Source organism: Streptomyces sp. NPDC013455, from assembly GCF_040632975.1.
Classification (GTDB): domain Bacteria; phylum Actinomycetota; class Actinomycetes; order Streptomycetales; family Streptomycetaceae; genus Streptomyces.
In genome coordinates this window covers 440,699-460,086 of record NZ_JBEYCX010000003.1, presented here as the reverse complement: position 1 = coordinate 460,086, position 19,388 = coordinate 440,699, and the positions used below count along the sequence as shown (strand labels likewise).

At 73.5% G+C, this 19,388-nt stretch carries 14 protein-coding genes; 9 read left to right on the top strand and 5 right to left on the bottom strand.

Annotation, left to right across the window (positions count from 1 at the left end; genetic code table 11):
• Window positions 1-157: 157 nt before the first annotated feature.
• Window positions 158-1,096 (bottom strand): AraC family transcriptional regulator, encoded by a 939-nt coding sequence (locus tag ABZ576_RS08465; protein ID WP_360737504.1) that lies wholly within the window; start codon window positions 1,094-1,096, stop codon window positions 158-160.
• A 111-nt stretch (window positions 1,097-1,207) separates the two neighbouring features.
• Here ABZ576_RS08465 and ABZ576_RS08460 point away from each other — a divergent pair, with 111 nt between their 5' ends.
• Window positions 1,208-2,191 (top strand): LysR family transcriptional regulator, encoded by a 984-nt coding sequence (locus ABZ576_RS08460; protein ID WP_360737501.1) that lies wholly within the window; start codon window positions 1,208-1,210, stop codon window positions 2,189-2,191.
• Between the two features lie 254 nt (window positions 2,192-2,445).
• The gene (locus ABZ576_RS08455) at window positions 2,446-3,813 is read left to right on the top strand and encodes a trypsin-like serine protease (protein ID WP_360737498.1); all 1,368 of its coding nucleotides are present in this window, start codon (window positions 2,446-2,448) and stop codon (window positions 3,811-3,813) included.
• Window positions 3,814-3,894: 81 nt separating this feature from the next.
• Here ABZ576_RS08455 and ABZ576_RS08450 read toward each other — a convergent pair whose 3' ends face one another.
• Both ABZ576_RS08450 and ABZ576_RS08445 read right to left on the bottom strand, forming a co-directional pair.
• Window positions 3,895-4,665, bottom strand: coding sequence for a GNAT family N-acetyltransferase (locus ABZ576_RS08450; RefSeq protein ID WP_360737642.1), 771 nt, complete (start codon window positions 4,663-4,665; stop codon window positions 3,895-3,897).
• 145 nt (window positions 4,666-4,810) lie between these two features.
• Window positions 4,811-5,767 carry a LysR family transcriptional regulator gene (locus ABZ576_RS08445; protein WP_360737495.1) on the bottom strand — a complete coding sequence of 319 codons (957 nt, stop codon included), beginning with the start codon at window positions 5,765-5,767 and terminating at the stop codon, window positions 4,811-4,813.
• A 120-nt stretch (window positions 5,768-5,887) separates the two neighbouring features.
• On the opposite strand from ABZ576_RS08445, the gene ABZ576_RS08440 reads away from it, so the two are divergent.
• Entirely contained in the window at window positions 5,888-6,583 is a 696-nt protein-coding gene (locus ABZ576_RS08440; protein ID WP_360737492.1) for a type 1 glutamine amidotransferase domain-containing protein, read from the top strand.
• Window positions 6,584-6,752: 169 nt separating this feature from the next.
• On the opposite strand, the gene ABZ576_RS08435 is transcribed toward ABZ576_RS08440, so the two are convergent.
• Entirely contained in the window at window positions 6,753-7,145 is a 393-nt protein-coding gene (locus tag ABZ576_RS08435) for a nuclear transport factor 2 family protein (RefSeq protein ID WP_360737490.1), read from the bottom strand.
• Between the two features lie 141 nt (window positions 7,146-7,286).
• Here ABZ576_RS08435 and ABZ576_RS08430 point away from each other — a divergent pair, with 141 nt between their 5' ends.
• The 5 genes from ABZ576_RS08430 to ABZ576_RS08410 all read left to right on the top strand — a co-directional run bounded on the left by ABZ576_RS08430 (window position 7,287) and on the right by ABZ576_RS08410 (window position 12,147).
• Window positions 7,287-7,850 (top strand): PadR family transcriptional regulator, encoded by a 564-nt coding sequence (locus ABZ576_RS08430; RefSeq protein ID WP_360737487.1) that lies wholly within the window; start codon window positions 7,287-7,289, stop codon window positions 7,848-7,850.
• 160 nt (window positions 7,851-8,010) lie between these two features.
• Window positions 8,011-9,000, top strand: a complete 990-nt coding sequence (locus ABZ576_RS08425) for a GNAT family N-acetyltransferase (protein WP_360737484.1) — start codon at window positions 8,011-8,013, stop codon at window positions 8,998-9,000.
• Window positions 8,997-10,325 carry an ABC transporter substrate-binding protein gene (locus ABZ576_RS08420; protein ID WP_360737482.1) on the top strand — a complete coding sequence of 443 codons (1,329 nt, stop codon included), beginning with the start codon at window positions 8,997-8,999 and terminating at the stop codon, window positions 10,323-10,325. The genes ABZ576_RS08425 and ABZ576_RS08420 overlap by 4 nt, the downstream gene beginning before the upstream one ends.
• A complete protein-coding gene (locus ABZ576_RS08415; protein ID WP_360737480.1) occupies window positions 10,319-11,281 on the top strand; it encodes a sugar ABC transporter permease in 963 nt (320 codons plus the stop codon). Before ABZ576_RS08420 ends, ABZ576_RS08415 begins: the two co-directional genes overlap by 7 nt.
• Window positions 11,278-12,147, top strand: coding sequence for a carbohydrate ABC transporter permease (locus tag ABZ576_RS08410; protein WP_360737477.1), 870 nt, complete (start codon window positions 11,278-11,280; stop codon window positions 12,145-12,147). The genes ABZ576_RS08415 and ABZ576_RS08410 overlap by 4 nt, the downstream gene beginning before the upstream one ends.
• Before the next feature lie 46 nt (window positions 12,148-12,193).
• Here ABZ576_RS08410 and ABZ576_RS08405 read toward each other — a convergent pair whose 3' ends face one another.
• Window positions 12,194-14,278 carry a SpoIIE family protein phosphatase gene (locus tag ABZ576_RS08405; protein ID WP_360737474.1) on the bottom strand — a complete coding sequence of 695 codons (2,085 nt, stop codon included), beginning with the start codon at window positions 14,276-14,278 and terminating at the stop codon, window positions 12,194-12,196.
• A gap of 869 nt (window positions 14,279-15,147) precedes the next feature.
• On the opposite strand from ABZ576_RS08405, the gene ABZ576_RS08400 reads away from it, so the two are divergent.
• Window positions 15,148-19,350 (top strand): bifunctional nitrate reductase/sulfite reductase flavoprotein subunit alpha, encoded by a 4,203-nt coding sequence (locus ABZ576_RS08400; RefSeq protein ID WP_360737471.1) that lies wholly within the window; start codon window positions 15,148-15,150, stop codon window positions 19,348-19,350.
• Window positions 19,351-19,388 lie beyond the last annotated feature (38 nt).

The window sequence follows — 19,388 nt, the reverse complement described above, 5'->3', positions numbered from 1 at the left end:
CGAGCCGGCCGGCCCCCGGCTCGCCGCCCGTACCCGCGCCGCCCGTACCCGCGCCGTCCGTGCCTGCGCCGTCCGTGCCTGCGCCGTTCCTGCCTACGCCGTTCGTGCCTGCTCCGTCCATGTCTCCTCCTCGTGGGGGGTGGGCTCGGCAACGAAGTTAGGCGCGCGTCAGCGGGGCTTCGAGGGACGGATGACGGCGGCCGTGGTGTTTTCGGAAGTCGCCCGGGCTGCTGCCGGTCTCCCGGCGGAAGAACCGGCTGAAGTAGGCGGGGTCGGTGAACCCGGTGCGCGCGGCGACCTGCCGTACGGACAGCTCGGTATGGGCCAGCAGCCGCTGCGCCTGGTACACCCGCGCCTCGATGAGCAGCCGTCCGGGTGGCCGGCCGGTGGCGGCCCGCACCGCCTGGGTCAGGTAGCCGGGTGTGACCCCCAGGTGGTCGGCGCACTCCCGTACGGTCCGGCCCGCCGTCCCGGGACGGCTGACGAGCCGCGTGAACGCCTCGGCGACGGCGGCCGGCCGGCCCTGGGCGCCCGGGGCACGGCCGCCGCCGGTGCGGCCCGGCAGCCGGGCGGCGCGGACGACGAGCACGTGGAGCAGGGCGCGCAGGACGCTCTCGTGTCCCGGGGCCCGCTGCCGGTGCTCGGCGACGAGTTCGCCCATCAGGCGCCGGACGGACCGGTCGTGCTCGGTGTCCAGTTCGAACCAGCACTGCTCGCCCAGCCGCCGCAGTACGTCCCGGTCGCCGGGGTGGTCCATCAGGAAGTCGTCGGTGAACAGGACGAGCGTCCCCTCCGGGCCCCGGCCGCCCTCCCAGTGGTGCACCTGGCCGGGCACGATCACGGCCAGGTGCGGGGGCCGCACCGGCCACCGCGCGAGATCGACGACGTGGGTGCCGGAGCCGGCGCTCACGTGGACGATCTCGTAGAAGGTGTGCCGGTGCGGCCGGTCCCACCGGGACAGCGGCCCCACGGCCTGGAAGGTCCCCGCGGCGAACGGTACGGAGCCGGGCCCGGCCACCTCCAGCCGGTGCAGGGGCACGTCCCCGGCCGGGGGCGGAAGGCCGGGGGTGCCCGGTAAGACGGTGGTGCCGCGCATCGGCAACGCTCCCCTCACGTGGTTCCGGCGGATCACTCGTCGTTCCTACCCGCCCCGCTTGGTCTGTACCAGCCCCTTGCCCCGCGTCCCGCCACCCCGCAAGCTCCCCTCATGGAGTTGGAGTTGCGGCACCTCAAGACCATTCGGACCATCGCGGACGCGGGCAGTCTGACCAGGGCGGCGACGCTGCTCGGGCTCGCGCAGCCGGCGCTCAGCGCGCAGCTGCGACGCATCGAGCGGGCCCTGGGCGGCACGCTGTTCGAGCGCGGACGGTACGGCGTCCGCGCCACCGCTCTCGGTGAGCTGGTGCTGGAGCGCACCCGGATCGTGCTGCCCGCGGTGAGCCAACTCCAGCAGGAGGCGGCCCGGTTCGCCCGCACCCAGCGGGACGGGAAGCGGCTGCGGCTCGGCGGCACGCACGGTCCGCTGCTGGGCGCGCTGGTGGACCGGCTCGCGGACGCCGCCCCCGGCACCACGGTGACCACCTGCGCCTCCTGGTCGGAGCGGGAGCTGGCCGGGCAACTGGCCGAGGGGCGCCTGGACTTCGCGCTCACGGGCGCCTGCGGCTCCGCTCTCCCGCCCGACCCCCGGCACCTCGTCTGGGAGGAGATCGCCGTGGACCCGGTCTTCGTGATGCTCCCCGAAGGTCATCCGCTCGCCCGCGGCCGCGAGGTGAGCCTGGCCGCCCTCGCACCCGAGGAGTGGGCGTGTGTTCCGGGCGACGGCTGTTTCGCGGACTGCTTCACGGCGGCCTGCGCCCGCGCCGGTTTCACCCCTCGCCGCATGTACGAGACGGACACCGCGTCCTGTGTCCATCTGGTGCAGGTGGGCCGGGCGGTGGGGTTGTGCCGGGCCACCTTCCCGCCGACACCCGGTCTGACCACCCGCCCACTCGCCGGCACCCCGCTGGTGTGGCGGCACCTGCTGGGCTGGCACCCGGCCGGCCAGCGGCCGGACACCGCGGCGACGGTCGTGGCGGAGGCCCGCAGGGCACACGCGGGGGCGGCGGCGCGCAGCGACAGCTACGCACGCTGGCTCGCGCGGCGCGCGGAACCGGACGCCGCCCCTCGCCCGCGGGCCGACCGCGCGTCGTGAGCCGGGGACGCGTCCTCGGGGACGGCCGACGCCGGAGGCGTGCGAGCCGGGACTTCACGCCGGAGACGGGCGATGCGGGCCGGGTCACGCCGGAGACGGGCGATGCGGGGGCATGCGGAGACCGGGGGCGTGCGAGCCGGGCCCCGGTCTCCGGGGGCATAACACGGAGCCAGGGGGTCGGCTGACGTCTTATGGGCCGGGGGCGGACCTCCCTACGGTTTCGGCACTCCCACCGAATCCGAGGAGACCTCCCCATGCTCCAACGACACCTCAGAGCCGCGTGCGCCGCCGCCGCGGCGGCGGGTGCCCTGCTCGTGGCCGGGCTCAGCGGCTCCGCGAGCGCCCAGCCGTCCGCCTCCCCCGCCCACCCCACGGCAGCCGCGACCCTGCGGACCGGTCAGACGCCACCCGCCCTCCTCGGCGCGCTCCAGCGTGATCTCGGCCTGGACCGGCGGCAGGCCGAGCGGCGCCTGGCGAACGAGGCCGAGGCGGGTGCCACGGCGGGCCGGCTGCGGGCCGCGCTGGGCGCGGACTTCGCCGGCGCCTGGGTGCGCGGCGCCGAGTCGGACACGCTGACCGTGGCGACCACGGACCCGGCCGACGTGCCGGCGATCCGGGCGCGGGGCGCCGAAGCGGTCGTCGCGGACCGCTCCCTGGCCGCGCTGGACGCGGCCAAGGCGCGGGTCGACCGCGCGGCCGCCCACCGCGCCACGACCGACACCCCCGTGTGGTACGTCGACGTCCGCACCAACGCGCTGGTGATCCAGGCGGTACGGCCCCACGCCGCACGCGCCCTGCTGGCCGAAGCCGGCGTCGACGCCTCCCTCGCCCGGATCGTGAAGTCGTCCGGACACCCCCGTCCGCTGTACGACCTGCGGGGCGGTGACGCCTACTACATCGGCAGCGGCAGCCGCTGCTCGATCGGTTTCCCGGTGACCCGGGGCACCCAGCAGGGCTTCGCCACGGCCGGTCACTGCGGGCGCGCCGGCAGCAGCACCACCGGCTCCAACCGGGTCGCGCAGGGCACCTTCCAGGCGTCGGTCTTCCCCGGCAACGACATGGCGTGGGTGGCGGTCAACTCCAACTGGACGGCGACGCCGTACGTCAACGGCTCCGGCGTCCAGGTCGCGGGGTCGGCACAGGCCCCGGTGGGCTCCTCCGTGTGCCGCTCCGGTTCCACGACGGGCTGGCACTGCGGCACCGTGCAGCAGCTCAACACCAGCGTGACGTACCAGGAGGGCACGGTCACCGGCGTCACCCGCACCTCGGTGTGCGCCGAACCCGGTGACTCGGGCGGCTCGTTCATCTCCGGCAGCCAGGCACAGGGCGTCACCTCGGGCGGTTCGGGCAACTGCACGAGCGGCGGCACGACGTTCTTCCAGCCGATCAACCCGATCCTCCAGTCCTACGGCCTGACGCTGAAGACGACCGCCACCGGTCCCGGCGATCCGGGCGACCCCGGTGACCCGGGCGACCCCGGCGGCACGTGGTCGGCCGGCACCGTCTACCAGGCGGGCGACACGGTGACGTACGGCGGTGCCGGCTACCGGTGCCTGCAGGGCCACCAGGCCCAGCCGGGCTGGGAACCGCCGAACGCCCCGGCACTGTGGCAGCGGCTGTGAACGGCTGACCCGCGAGGCCGCCTCGGGCCCGGGCGCTCGTGACGGGGCGCCCGGGCGACTCGCCTGTCCGGCCGACCGGCGTCAGCCCTTCAGGGCGTAGAAGCCCATCGGCGAGTTCGGCTTGAATCCGATGCGGGGGTACACCGGCGCCCCGGCCGCCGTCGCGTGCAGGGTGGCGCGGGTCAGACCGGTGGCCCGGGCGCCCTCGTACAGGGCCTTGCGTGTCACCGCCTCCCCGTAGCCCCGGCGCTCCCAGTCCGGGTCGGTGGCGACGAGCACGACGAACAGCCGTCCCTCCGCTTCCACCGTCGCGGCGCACGTCACCGGGACACCGTCCCGCAGACCCAGGTAGGCGTGCACCTCGTTTTTCCACAGCGCCGACCCGCAGAGCCCGTCCCGGCCGGCCTCCGGCGCGAATCCGTAGGCCCGTGAGTTCAGGTCGGCGTACGCCACCAGCTGCTCGTCGGTGGTGACGCGGACGAAGGTGAGGTCGGGGTGCGAGGGCTCGGGGACGGGCAGCAGGTCACCGGCCATCCCGGTGCCGGGGAAGGCGTATGCGAGGCCCGCCTTCTCGGCCGCCGCCCGCAGCTGCGCGCGGGCCTCGCCGTCGAGGAGGTCCTCGAAGAGCCACAGGAAACCGGGGTGCTTCTTGGAGCGCATGATGTCCGCGGCCTGGCTCAGGCGCTGACCGACGAGCGCGCTGTCCGCGCCGACCTCGGTCAGGGTGACGCAGTTCCAGAACGGGAACCGGCAGTCGGCCCAGCGGACGGCGATGCCCGGGAGGTCCCGCACATCGGCATCCGGGTCACGGTCGAGCACCATGGCGCGCCAGACCACGGCGAGCTGCTCCATCGATTCGATCGACTCCGTACGGTTCGTCACCGGGGCCTCCTGGGTGGGCGGTTGGTGGGCGATTGGGGAAGACGACCCAGTCATACGCCACTTCCCGGCCCGGGGGCAGTCGCCCGTTCGGCCGACACCTGCCCGGCGCGGGTGGTCACGACCGGCCGCGGGCGGCCTCCAGCAGGTGGTCGCGGACCCGGACGACGTCGGGGTTGTCGGGGACGCCCGGTCGCTGCACCAGGTACGCGGTGTTGATCGGGGGGTCGTCGGGTTCGTGCAGGGGGACCAGGGCGCCGGAGGCGAGTTCGTCGGCGCACAGGTAGCGGGGCAGCACCGTGAAGCCCGCACCGGCCACCACGGCGGACTTCACACCGCGCAGGTCCGGCACCGTGAGGGCGGCGGGGCAGGAGAGTCTGCGGCCGAACACGTGGCGCCAGTAGCGGCGGGCGATGGGCAGGTCCTCCGCGTACGCCACCAGAGGGACCTGGTGCAGGGCCGAGGGGCCCTGGGCGGCGAGCGGCCCCTTGAGCCGCTCGGCCCACGCGGGTGCCGCCACCAGCACGAACTCCTCGTCCTCCAGGGGTACCGCGGACAGCGCGCGGCCCCGGGGGCGGGTCGTGGCGATCACCAGGTCGTGGCGGCCGGCCCGCAGTTCACCGAGCAGCGCGTCGGTCAGCCCCGTCGCCACGCGCAGGCGCACTCCGTCGGCCACGAGGGGCGCCAGCGCCGGCATCGCGCTGAGGCACAGGAACTCCGCGGGACCCGCCAGGTGCACCGGTTCCGCCGTACGGCCCGTCGTCGTCTCCGGGCCGGTCGCCGCGGCGAGCAGGTCGAGGCCCGGGGCGACGCGTGCCGCGAGCTCGTCGGCGACGGGGGTGGGCGCGACCCCGCGCGGCAGCCGCTCGAACAGTTCCCGTCCCGTCTGCCGCTCCAGGGAGCGCATCTGCGTGGTCACCGTGGGCTGCGAGAGCCCCAGCAGCTGGGCGGCGCCGGTGAAGGAGCCCGACCGGTAGACGGCCAGGAAGGTGCGCAGCAGGTTCAGATCGGGCTGCTGAGCAGCGCCGGCCGGGGGCGGGGCCGGGGAGCGGCCCGGAGGGTGTCTCTCGCTCATGGAGAGAATGTGCCATAGGAAGTCCTATGGCGGGTATTGAAGCCTTCATTGGAAACGAATGGCTCGTCGTCCTACGTTCGAAGCCGACACCTCAAGGCTCTCATCGAAGGAAGCACCCCGATGTCGAAGATCCTCTTCGTGATGACCGGCGCCGACCACTGGACGCTGGCGGACGGCTCCAAGCACCCGACCGGTTTCTGGGCCGAGGAGGCCGTCGCCCCGTACCAGGCGTTCAAGGCCGCCGGGCACGAGATCGTCGTCGCCACCCCCGGCGGTGTCGTCCCCACCGTCGACCAGGGCAGTCTCGCCGCGGAGGCGAACGGCGGCCAGGAGGGCGCCGACAGGATCGCGGCCGGGCTCGCCGCCATGGCCGAGATCGAGAACCCCCTCCGCCTGGAGGACGTCGACCTGGGCGACTACGACGCCGTCTTCTACCCCGGTGGCCACGGCCCGATGGAGGACCTCGCCGTCGACGCCGCCTCCGGCCGGCTCCTGATCGACACGCTCGACTCCGGCAAGCCGCTCGGCGTCGTCTGCCACGGCCCGGCCGCGCTGCTCGCCGCCGAGCGGAGCGACGGTTCCAACGCCTTCGCCGGGTACCGGGTGGCCGCGTTCTCCAACGCCGAGGAGACGCAGGCCGGCCTGGCCGGGAAGGCCAAGTGGCTGCTGCAGACGCGTCTGGAGGAGGCGGGCGTCGACGTGCGGGTGGGCGAGCCGTGGGTGGCGAACGTGGTCGTCGACCGCAACCTCGTCACCGGCCAGAACCCCTCCTCGTCCGCTCCGCTGGCCGCCGAGCTGCTGAAGAAGCTGGGCTGACCCGAGGGGCCCGGCCGGCGGCCCACGCCACCCGGCCGGGCCTCGGCCGCCACCGCACCGGCCGCCGTCCGACCTGTCACCGTGACCGGCCGACGCGGACGGCGGTCACCCTCCGGACCGGCCGACGCGGACGGCGGTCACCCTCCGGACCGGCCGACGCGGACGGCGGTCACCCTCCGGACGCCTCGCGGGTGATCCGGTCGAACTGGGCCCCCATGGCCTCGGCGAGCGCCTGCGCGGCGGACAGCGGGCGGACCATGACCTGGAAGTCGTCGATCCGGCCCTCCTCGTCGAAGTGGAGGAAGTCGCAGCCCTGGATCTGCCTGCCGCCGACGGTCGCGGTGAAGACGAAGGCGTGGTCGCGGCCGTCGGGGTTCGCGATCTCCCGGACGTACGTGAAGTCCTCGAAGACCCGCATGACGGCGCGCAGGATCGCGGCGGTGATCGCCTTGCCGGGGTACGGCTTGAAGGCGACCGGACTGGTGAAGACGACGTTCTCGGCCAGCAGCGCCTCGATGGCGGCACCGTCGCGGTTCTCGACGGCTGCGCGGAAGGGGTGCACGGGACCACCTTTGGTCAATTTGTTGAGTAGGTGCGGTGGAGACTAGGGCCGAGCCGCGCAGGTCGTCCACCCCCTGGGGCGAGAAGGGGCTGGGCGGATAGTCACATCCGCGACTAGTCAACGGCGTGCTACGTTGCGCCCATGGCATTGCGTCACGCGGTGATGGCCGCGCTCCTCGGAGGGGAGGCCTCCGGCTACGACCTCGCGAAGCAGTTCGACGCCTCGGTCGCGAACTTCTGGATGGCCACCCCCCAGCAGCTCTACCGCGAGCTCGAACGCATGCAGGCCGAGGGGCTCATCGCGGCCCGGGTCGTGGAGCAGGAGCGCCGGCCGAACAAGCGGCTGTTCTCGCTGACTGCGGCGGGGATGGCGGCCGTGCGCGCCTACGCCGCCGAGCCGCCGGGCAAGCCGACGACGATCCGGGACGAGCTGCTGGTCAAGGTGCAGTGCGCGGACGTCGGCGACATCGAGGCGGTGCGCGCGGCGATCGGCGAGAGCGTGGAGTGGGCCAGGGCCAAGCTCGCACGGTACGAGCGGCTGCGGGAGCGCCTGCTGAAGGGGCGCACGGAAGACGCGTACTTCGCCGAGGCCGAGCGGGTCGGACCCTACCTGACACTGCTGCGCGGGATGGCCTTCGAGCGGGAGAACATCCAGTGGGGCGAGATCGCCCTCCGCCGTCTCGAACGCAGACGCGAGCGGACCTGACGCCGGGCCCCGGACGACCGCTGACGGCGCGTCAGTCGCCGACGACGCGCCGGCCACCGACGGCACGACACCTGCGCCTCATTGCGAAATAACAGGACATAGACGTACATTCCGTGCACTGCTTTCGGTGTCGTTGCCGTTGTACGGAAGGACCACTGCGATGACCATCCCCCCGACGACATCGCAGGCGGACCGTGCGGACACGCGTGGCTTCCGCGCAGGCGACGGGCCGCGGCTGGTGGAGGCGTGGGGGCGGAGCGCACCGGCCGACCCGATCACTGCGGACCGCTTCCGCTCCCTGGTGCTGCTCGACCCGAACTTCGATCCGGAGGGGCTCCGGGTCGCCGTCGCCGGTGACCGTGTCCTCGGCGCGGCCTACGCGGTGCGCCGCCTGACCCCCATGGCCGGCACCGACCTGGAGCCGGACCAGGGCTGGATCCCGTTCTTCTTCGTCGATCCGGCCGCCCGCGGCCGCGGCCTCGGCCGCCGGCTGGTGACCGAGGCCCTCGACTGGCTGCGCGGTCACGGCCGCACCCGGGTGGACTTCTCCTCGTACACCCCGAACTACGTGCTGCCCGGTCTGGACGCCGAGGAGTACCCGGAGGCGGCCAAGCTCCTGGAGTCCCTGGGCTTCGGCACGCTGTACGAGGCGGCGGCGATGGAGCGCCGCCTGGTCGGCCACCGCATGCCCGGGGACGTCGCGGACCGCCTGGAGGAACTCACGGAGCGGGGCTACCGGTTCGGCACCCCGGGCGACGACGACCTGGTGGACCTGCTCGCGCTCGCCGGGAACCACTTCGGCCCGGACTGGGCGTGCATGATCCGCGACTGTGTGGCCGCGGGCACCCCGCTCGACCGGATCGTCGTCGCCCGCGACCCCTCGGGCCGTCTGGTCGGCTGGGCGATGCACGGCACGTACGAAGCGGTGGACGAGCGGTTCGGCCCGATCGGCGTGCTGGAGGAGATGCGCGGCACCGGACTCGGCAAGGTCCTGCTCCACCTGATCCTGGAGCGGATGCGGGCGCGCCGTGCGCAGACCGCGTGGTTCCTGTGGACCGGCGAGCGGTCCCCGGCGGCACACATGTACCGCGCGAGCGGTTTCACCACCACCCGGGTGTTCCGAGTGATGCGCCGGGAAGCCGCACGGTGACGCCGGCGCGCCGCGGCCGCGGCCTGAGCCGCCGTCACTTCGCGCTCGCGCTCCCCTCGGCGCTGCTCGCCTCCGGATGCGCCGCGCCGCACCGGGGCACCGGGCGGCCCGGGGACCCGATCGTCCTGACCCTGCTCACCCACTACGCGAGCGGCGAGTCCAAGGCGGCCCTGCAAAGCCCGGTGGACGAGTGGAACGCCACGCACGACCGGGTCAAGGTACGCACGACAGCGGTCGAGTACACGGACCTGCTGACCACCTTCATGGTCCGCCAGGCCGCGGGCCGGGGCGCCGACATCATCCACCCGTACTGCCTGTGGAACGGCCAGCTCGTCCGGGCCGGCGTGCTGCGGCCCGCTCCGCCCGAGCACGCCGAGGAGATCACGCGCGGCTACAGCGCGGCCGCGGTGCGCGGCGCGTCGGTGGGGGGCAGGGTCTACGGCTATCCCACCGAGGCGCAGACGTACGCCCTCTACTACAACAAGCGGCTGCTGCGCGAGGCCGGCCTGGACGGCCCCCCGCAGACCTGGCGGGAGCTGGAGGAGGCGGCCCGCCGCACCGCCAGGCGGGACCGGTACGGCAACACCCTGGTCCAGGGGTTCGGTCTGTCGACGTACGACGACTCCACCACCGTCGGCCAGACACTCGCGCTGCTCAACGCCGCCGGCGGGTCGTTCGTCTCCGCGGACGGCAGGAGCACCTCCATCGACTCGGTGGCCGGCCGGGCCGTGTTCGAGCTGGAGCACCGGCTCGTCACCGCGGGGCTGAGCTCGCCCGGTGTCAACGTCTACAAGGCGTTCCCGTCCGGACAGGTCGCCATGGTGGTCGGCGCCGGCTGGTGGACCGGGAGCCTGAAGCCGCTCATGCGCTCCGGCTACCGCGATGTCGGCGTCGCGCCGGTTCCCGTGCCCGAGGCGGGCGACGTGCGGGCCACGCTCTCCACCGGCTTCATGATGGGGGTCAACACGGCCAGCCGGTACCCGCGCGAGGCCTGGGAGTTCCTGCGCTGGCTCAACGCCGACAAGGTACGCGGCAGGGGCGCCACCGCGACCCGGATGAGTTCCCTGCAGGTGTCGGCCGGCTCCCTGACCGGCCGGGCCGACGACATGCGGGCACTGCTCGGCGGGGGCGGCGATCCCAACCTGCGCCCGTTCCTGGACGCGCTGGCGTACGCCGTGCCGGAGCCGAACGTGCCGGGGGCGCAGCAGGCCAAGTCGCTGCTGCGCAAGAACATCGAGGCGCTGTGGACCGGTCAGCAGTCGGTCGAGCAGGCGCTGCGCACCACCCGCCGCCAGGTCGACCAGGAGGTGTCGCGCTCATGGTGAACACCCTGGCGCCGGAGACGGCCGGACGGGCGGCGGGCGGCCCGCGGTCCGCCGCGGCGCCCGTCGACGGCGGCGGCCGGTCCCGGCGCCGCCAGGCCGTCGTCGCCTACTTGTTCCTGGCGCCGACGCTGCTGTTCTTCGCGGTCTTCCTCGTCCTGCCGCTCGGCTTCGCGCTGCTGCTGTCGACGTCCCGTTGGGCCGGGTTCGACCCCGGCGACATCGAACCGGTCGGGCTGGACAACTTCACCGCCCTGTTCGCCGACGGATCGACGTTCCTCGCGCCGGTCCTCACCAACACGCTGCTGTTCGCGCTGGGCACCGTCGCGCTCGCGCTCGCCGGTTCCCTGCTCGTCGCCACCTGCATCGACAAGCTGCGGTTCCAGGGCCTGTGGCGCACCCTGTACTTCCTGCCGATCGTCACGACCGTCGTCGCCGTCGGCAACGTGTGGAAGTACATGTACGAACCGGGCGGGCTCGTCAACGGCGTCCTCAACGCCCTCGGGATCGGCTCGGTGGCGTTCCTCCAGGACCCGGACACCGCTCTGCCCTCGGTCGTGGTCGTGCAGGCGTGGGCCTCGGTCGGCTCGGCGATCCTCATCCTGACCGCCGGGCTGAAGGCCGTTCCCGAGTCGTACTACGAGGCGGCCGCTCTCGACGGCGCCGGGCCCGTCACCGTCTTCTTCAGGATCACGCTGCCGCTGCTGCGGCCGTCCTTGCTGTTCGTGTGCGTCACCCAGTTCCTCACCGGCCTCCAGTCGTTCGCACTGATCATCGTGATGACCAAGGGCGGGCCGGGTGACGCCACCGACGTGGCCGCGCTCGAGATGTACCGGCAGGCGTTCTCCTACGGCGACTGGGGCACCGCGAGCGCCGCCGCCTTCGTGCTGTTCACGGTCGTCCTCCTGGTCACCCTGGTGCAGTTGTGGATCTTCCGGCGCACCGGGGAGGACACGTGACGCGCCGCCGGTTCCCGTGGGTGTCGTACCTGCTGGTCGTGACCGGCGCCGCGCTGACGGTGGTGCCGTTCGCCGACATGGTGATGACGTCCTTCAAGGGGGCGGGCGAGGCGGGCACACTGCCCTACCGGTTCCTGCCCGAGGCGTTGGACCTGTCCAACTACCGCGCGGCGGTCGACCAGTTGAACCTTCCGGTGCTCTTCCGCAACAGTGTCGTCGCCACCGCCGTGATCACCGGTTCGGTGCTGCTCACGTCGTCGCTCGCGGGGTACGCCCTCGCCAAACTCCGCTTCCCCGGCCGGGACCTGGTGTTCCGGCTGGTGCTGGCGACGATGATGTTCCCGCCGTTCCTCTTCTTCATCCCGCACTTCCTGATCCTGGTGCACTGGCCGCTCGCGGGCGGCAACGACCTGCTCGGGCGGGGCGGTGCGGGGCTGACCGTCAGCATCGTGGCGCTCGCCATGCCGTTCCTCGTGAACGGCTTCGGGATCTTCCTGATGCGCCAGTTCATGGTGGCGATCCCGGACGAGGTCCTGGAGGCCGCACGCATCGACGGGGCCGGCGAGTTCGCCGTGTGGTGGCGGATCGTGGTGCCGCAGACCAAGCCGGTGCTGGTGACGCTCGGGCTGCTGACCTTCGTGGACGCCTGGAACGAGTACATCTGGGCGCTGCTGGTCTCGACGGCCCACCCGGACGTGATGACGCTGCCCGTGGGCATCCAGCTCCTCCAGGACCACGTCGATCCGACCCGCACGATGCCCGTCGTCATGGCCGGCCTCGTGCTCAGCGTCCTGCCGGTCCTGGTCCTCTTCCTGCTGCTCCAGAAGTACTACATCCGCGGGGTCATGCTCAGCGGCCTGAAGTGAGGAGGCGGACGGTGGCGGCGCGGAGGTTCCGGTGCCCCGGGGCGGCTCAGGGTTCGGCCGTGAGGGGGAGCGCGTGGGCGATCAGGAGGGCGACGTCGTCGTGGCCGGCGGGGTGGCGCAGCTGCCGGAGGAGACGGTCGCAGGTCTCTTCTATGGACTGGTCCGCCGGCGTCAGCAGACGCACCAGGTCCTCAAGGCGTTCGTCGATGGGGTCGTGACGGGTTTCGACCAGTCCGTCGGTGTACAGGACCAGGCGGTCACCCGGCCCGAGCTCGCAGGTGGTGGTCTCGAAGGGGACTCCTCCGACGCCGAGCGGCAGGCCCGTCGGCAGGTCGAGGAGTTCCGGGCGCCCGCCGGCCCGCACCACGACCGGCGGCAGATGGCCCGCGGACGCCACGTGCAGTCGGGCGTGCCGGGGGTCGTAGACCGCGTAGACGCAGGTGGCGAGGTACGGGTCCAGGTCGCGGGTGATCTTGTCGAGGTGCGTGAGGATCCGGGCGGGGTCGAGGTCCAGGTCCGCCAGGGTGGAGGTGGCGGTGCGCAGCCGGCCCATGGTGGTGGCGGCCGGGATCCCGCTGCCCATGACGTCCCCGACGGCCAGGGCCGTCCGCTGACCGTCGAGCGGGATCACGTCGTACCAGTCGCCGCCGACCTCGCTGAAGGCCTGGGCGGGGCGGTAGCGGGCGGCGACCTCCAGGCCGGGGCACCGGGGCGGCACCTGCGGGAGCAGGCTGCGCTGGAGGGTCTCGGCGGCGCTGCGGATGTGCTGGTGCAGGATCGCGTTGTCGATGCTCAGCGCGGCGGACGAGGCCAGCTCGCAGGCGAGGGTGAGGTCGTCCTCGTCGAAGGGCAGCGGGTTGCGGGCCCGGGCCAGGCCCATCACGCCGATGATCTGTCCGCGGGCGATGAGCGGGACGGCCATGTCGGTGTGGACGCCGGCCCGGGCCAGCAGGCCGGCGGCCTCGGAGTCGGCGGCGATGCGCGAGTGGTCGCCACCGGCCACGTGGCTGATCAGGTGCGGGCGGCGGGTGCGGACGCAGTGCGACGCCGGGTGGTCGGCGTGGTAGGTGGTGAGCCGGCCGGGTGGCACGATCGCCTGGGCGGCGTCCGTGGGGTAGGCGGTCTTCACCGCCAGGGCACGGAAGAGGGCCGGTTCCTCGGCGAGGTCCGTACGGCCCGTCTGGAGGACCGAGTCCAGCAGGTCGACGGCGACCATGTCGGCCAGGTCGGGCACCACGACGTCGGCCAGTTCCCGTGCGGTGCGCTCCACCTCCAGGGTGGTGCCGATCCTGGCCGAGCCGTTGGCGATGAGACGCAGCCGCTGCTGGGCCTGGTCGGCCTTCTTGGCCGCCCGGTAGCGGTCGGTGACGTCGACGACCACGTTGGCGATGCCGAGGACGTTCCCGTGGTGGTCCTCCAGGCGGTAGATCGACACCGCCCAGGCGTGCTCGTTCTCCGGGTCGGCGGCGGTGCGGCCCACCACCTGCTGGTCGATCACCGGGGCGCCCGAGGCCAGGACCTTGCGCATCACGGCCTCCGCCGCGATGAAGGGCGAGCCGGGCAGGATCTGGCGGAAGCTCCGGCCGATGTGTTCGGCCTCGGGGACGCCGTGCATGGCCGCCAGAGCCGGGTTGATGTCCAGGTACCGCAGATCGCTGTCCAGTACGGCCACGCCGATCGGGGCCTGGGTGACCAGCCGGGTGGAGAGGGCCACCTTCCGCTCCACCTGCCGCAGGGTGCTCCGGTCGGTGGCCAGTCCGAGGGCGTAGTGGTCACCGAGGTTGTCCGTGAGGCGCATGTTGCGGAACTCGATCATCCGAGTGCTGCCGTCCTTGCGCCGGACGGGGAACGCCCCCGCCCAGCTGCGGCCGGTCGCCATCACGTCGGCGAACAGGGTGACCGCCGCGTCCTGGTGCTCCGGGGCGAGGAGCAGCGGCGCCGCGTACTGTCCGACGGCCTCGCTGCGGGGGTAGCCGAACAGTTCCTCGGCCTGCGGGCTCCACATGTCGATCCGGCCGTCGGCCTCCAGCAGCACCGCGGCGACGCCCAGCAGATCAATCAGCCCACTCGGCTCCGCGGCGGCACCGGCCGGACGAGCCGCCTGCTCGGGGCGCCGCTTCGCTCGCCTCATCGCACGCGCTCCTTCCGCCTGCCGGCACCACCGGCGTACCCGCCTCGCCGCGCAGGCCGGACAAGCCGGTCCCGCGCCCGGACGGCGGCCCTTCCGACGCGGCGCGGGGCCCGGTCCGGCCGGCACCGCGAGCCGGCGGGAGCGCCGCAACCGCGGGTCCTCGCCGCGTCCCGGGCACCCCGTGCACGATCCGTGTGGGTCCTCCTCACTGGTCCGGTCCTCACTCCACTACTACCCCTACTCGGCGCCGACGGTCGGCCCGGGACACCGGCACGACACTCGGTCGGCGGCAGGAGAGGCCCGGACGAGGCGTCCGCGGGACGGCCGCCGCCGCGCCGGGCTCCCCTGGCCACCATCACGGCAAGGACGACGAGGAGCAAGACGACATGGGCGGCGGAGTGCACGAGGACCGGGGCACGACCGATCCGGAGGGCGCCCGTACCCGGCCCCCGGCGCGACCGACCCGAGGCCCTGCCGGTCCGCGGGCGCGTCCGGTCCCGGGGGGAGGCCGACCCGAAGCCCTGCCAGTCCGGGCGCGGCCGATCCGGGGACGCGGCCGATCCGGGGGCGCCGCCGATCCGGGGGCGCCGCCGAGCCGGGGGCGCCGCCGAGCCACGGCGCCACGCCGGTCGTCGGTCCCGCCACGCCGGTCGTCGGTCCCGCCACGCCGGTCGTCCGTTTCGCCGCGGCGGCCGGCCCTGCCTCACACATCCGCTCCGCGGCGTGTGCGGGGGGCGTAACCCCGGACGCGCCCGGCCTGTGACGGGTCGGAAATTCGATCTTCCTACGGTGCTGGTCATGGGGCTGCCGCCGGCGGCGGGCCGGTCCCCGGACCGGGAAGTCACACACACCACGGGGTGAGGGTTTCGGTGGCATCTGGCGCGACGGACGGCAGTGTCCGCACGGTGTGCTCGTACTGCGGCGTCGGCTGCGGAATCGTGCTGGACGTGGCACGCGACCCCGCCGACGGCCGCCGCCGTGTCGTGAAGGCGTACGGGGACAAATCACACCCCGCCAATGCCGGCCGCCTGTGCACCAAGGGGGCGACCAGCGCGGACATGATGGCCGCGCCGGGACGGCTGGACCGGGCGCTGGTGCGGGCGGAGCGGGGTGCCGAGGCGGTCGGGACGGACGTGGACGAGGCCGTGGCGGCGGTCGCGGGCCGGCTGCGGGCGATCCTGGACGAGCACGGCCCGGACGCACTGTCCTTCTACGTGTCCGGGCAGATGTCCCTGGAGGCGCAGTACCTGGCGAACAAGCTGGCCAAGGGTTTCGTCCGCACCAACCAGATCGAGTCGAACTCGCGGCTGTGCATGGCGTCCGCCGGCTCCGGTTACAAGCTGTCGCTGGGCGCGGACGGCCCGCCGGGCTCGTACCAGGACTTCGACCACGCGGACGTGTTCTTCGTCATCGGCGCCAACATGGCCGACTGCCACCCGATCCTGTTCCTGCGCATGATGGACCGGGTGAAGTCCGCCGGCGCCCGGCTGATCGTCGTGGACCCCCGGCGCACCGCCACCGCCGACAAGGCCGACCTCTTCCTCCAGATCAGGCCCGGCACCGACCTGGCCCTGCTGAACGGCCTGCTGCACCTGCTGGTCGCGGACGGCCGGACGGACGAGGAGTTCATCTCCGAGTACACCGAGGGCTGGGAGGAGATGCCCGGCTTCCTCGCGGACTACCCGCCCGGGAAGGTCGCCGAGATCACCGGTGTCCCCGAGAGCGACATCCGGCGGGCCGCGCGGTGGATCGGCGAGGCCGGCGAGTGGACGAGCTGCTGGACCATGGGCCTGAACCAGTCGACCCACGGCACCTGGAACACCAACGCCCTGGTCAATCTGCACCTGGCCACCGGCGCCATCTGCCGCCCCGGCTCCGGCCCCTTCTCGCTGACCGGCCAGCCCAACGCGATGGGCGGGCGCGAGATGGGGTACATGGGGCCGGGTCTGCCCGGACAGCGGTCCGTGCTCGTGGACTCCGAGCGCGCCTTCGTCGAGGAACTGTGGAACATCCCCGCCGGTTCCCTGCGCACCGAGGTCGGGCACGGCACGGTCGAGATGTTCGAGCGGATGGCCGCCGGCGACATCAAGGCGTGCTGGATCATCTGCACCAACCCGGTCGCCTCGGTCGCCAACCGCAAGACCGTCATCGCCGGTCTGGAGGCCGCGGAACTCGTCGTCACCCAGGACGTGTTCGCCGAGACGGAGACCAACGCGTACGCCGACGTCGTGCTGCCCGCGACGCTGTGGGCGGAGTCCGACGGCGTGATGATCAACTCGGAGCGGAACCTCACCCTCGTGCCGGGGGTCGTCGACCCGCCCGGACAGGCGCTGCCCGACTGGCAGCTGATCGCCCGGGTGGCCTGCGCGATGGGGTTCGCGGAGGGCTTCACCTACGGCTGTGCCGAGGAGGTCTTCGAGGAGCTCAAGCGCGCCTGGAACCCGACGACGGGGTGGGACCTGCGCGGGGTGACCTACGACCGGCTGCGCACCACCCCCGTCCAGTGGCCGGCACCGGCCGCCGACGGAACGGACCGCAACCCGATCCGCTACCTCAACGACGGCGTCAGCCGGACCCTGCTGGAACGCGAGGACGGCACCCGCCCCCGTCTGGCCTTCCCCACCGCGAGCGGACGCGCCCGGTTCTTCGCCCGGCCGCACCTGCCGCCCGCCGAACTGCCCGACGCGGACTACCCGTTCGTCCTCAACACGGGCCGGCTCCAGCACCAGTGGCACACGATGACGAAGACCGGCAAGGTCGCCAGGCTCCGCAAGCTCACCCCGGGCCCGTTCGTGGAGGTGCACCCCGAGGACGCCGAGGCCCTCGGCGTCGTCGAGGGCGACCACCTGGAGGTGGCCTCCCGGCGCGGACGTGCCGTCCTGCCCGCCGTGGTCACCGACCGCGTCCGGCCCGGCACCTGCTTCGCCCCCTTCCACTGGAACGACCTGTTCGGGGAGTACCTCGCCATCAACGCCGTCACCAACGACGCCGTCGACCCGGTCTCCTTCCAGCCCGAGCTGAAGGTCTGCGCCGTCGCCCTGGTCCGGACGGCCGCGCCCGTCGAGGCGGCCCGGCCCGGCACCCGGCCGGAGACCACGCCCGTGCCCCCGGCTCCCCTGCCGGTACCGGCCGCCGCCCCGGCGGACTCCCCCGTCCACGCCCTCGCCACGCTGTTCGGCATCACGGACCTCGCCCCGGTGTCCCTGGCCGAACCGGAGCGCCGCTACCTCTCCGGCTACCTCTCCGGCCTCGCCGCGACCCCGCCCGACGGACGCGTCCCCGTGCTGCCGCCGGACGCGCCGTTCGACCCCGGGCACGCCCTCTGGGTCGACGGCGTCCTCGCCGGCATGTTCTCGCGCTTCTCCCCCGCGGCCGCCGGTGCTCCCGCCCCGGTGCCCGCGCGGGCCGGCGCACCGGCCGCCCGCCCGGCCGCACCGACCCGCCGCCTGCTGGTGCTGTGGGCCTCCCAGACCGGCACCGCCGAGGAGTTCGCCACCGGCACCGCCGCCCACCTCACCGACACCGGCTTCACCCCCGAGCTGCTGCCCATGGCGGACACGCATCCGGCGCACCTCGCCACCGACGCCGACGTCCTCCTCGTCACGAGCACCTTCGGCGACGGCGACGCCCCGGACAACGGCACCGGCTTCTGGCAGGCGCTGTCCGCCCCCGACGCGCCACGGCTGGAGGGGGTGCGGTACGCGGTCCTGGCGTTCGGCGACTCCAGCTACGACGACTTCTGCGGCCACGGCCGCCGGCTCGACGAACGCTTCGAAGCCCTCGGCGCCACCCGCCTCGTTCCCCGCACCGACTGCGAACCCGACTTCGAGGGGACCGCCGAGCAGTGGCTCGGCCGGGTGGTCACCGCCCTGGCCGCCGCCGACGGCCGGCGCCCCCTGCCCACGAGGGCGCCGCGGACGGCAGCGACGGCGCCCGGTCCGGCGCCTTCCGGCTACACCAGGTCGTCCCCGTTCGCGACCCTGCTCATCGGCAACCGGCTGCTGAGCCTGCCCGGTTCCGAGAAGGAGGTACGGCAGTTCGCCTTCGACACCCGGGACGGCGAACTCGCCTACGACGCCGGTGACGCCCTCGGTGTGTGGCCGGTCAACAGCGCCGGGCTCGTCGCCGAGTGGCTGGCGCTCACCGGGCTCCACCGCGACGAGCCCGTGGACCTGGGCGAGGGTGCCGCGCTCCCCCTCGAAGAGGCGCTGCGCACCCGTCTGGACATCTCCCGCATCACCCCCGACCTGCTCAGGTTCGTGACGGAGCGCACCGGCGGCCAGGAACTGAAGCGGCTGCTGCGGCCCGACAACAAGGACGCGCTCGCGCAGTGGAGCTGGGGCCGCCAGGCCGCCGACGTCGTCGCCGCGTTCCCGGTCCGGGCGTCGGCCGCGGAGTGGGCGGCCGTGCTCCGGCGCCTCCAGCCCCGGTTGTACTCCATATCCTCCAGCCCCCTCGTCCACCCCGGGGAGGTCCGCCTCACCGTCTCGGTGGTCCGCTACACCAACGACCTCGGCCGCGACCGCAAGGGGGTGTGCTCCACCTATCTCGCCGACTGCGCCGACGACGGCCCGGTGCAGGTCTTCGTGCAGCGCTCACCGCACTTCCGCCCGCCCGCCGACCCCGCCACACCGATGATCATGGTGGGTCCCGGCACCGGCGTGGCGCCCTTCATCGGCTTCCTCGAGGACCGCCGGGCCCGCGGCCACACCGGGCCCAACTGGCTCTTCTTCGGCGAACAGCGCCAGGCCACCGACTTCTACCACCGCGAGGACCTGGAGGCGCACCGCTCCTCCGGCCACCTGCACCGCCTGGACCTCGCCTTCTCCCGCGACCAGCGCAACAAGGTCTACGTCCAGGACCGGATGCGCGAGAACGGCGCCCGCCTGTGGCAGTGGCTCCAGGACGGCGCCCACTTCTACGTGTGCGGGGACGCTGGCCGCATGGCGAAGGACGTCGACCGGGCGCTCAGGGACGTCGTCGCCGCGCACGGCGGCATGGACGCGGACGAGGCCACCGCCTACGTCAGGCGGCTGTCGGCGGAGAAGCGCTACGTCCGCGACGTCTACTGACCCCGGCGCGCTCCCCGGACGTCGTTCCCCCGGCGAAC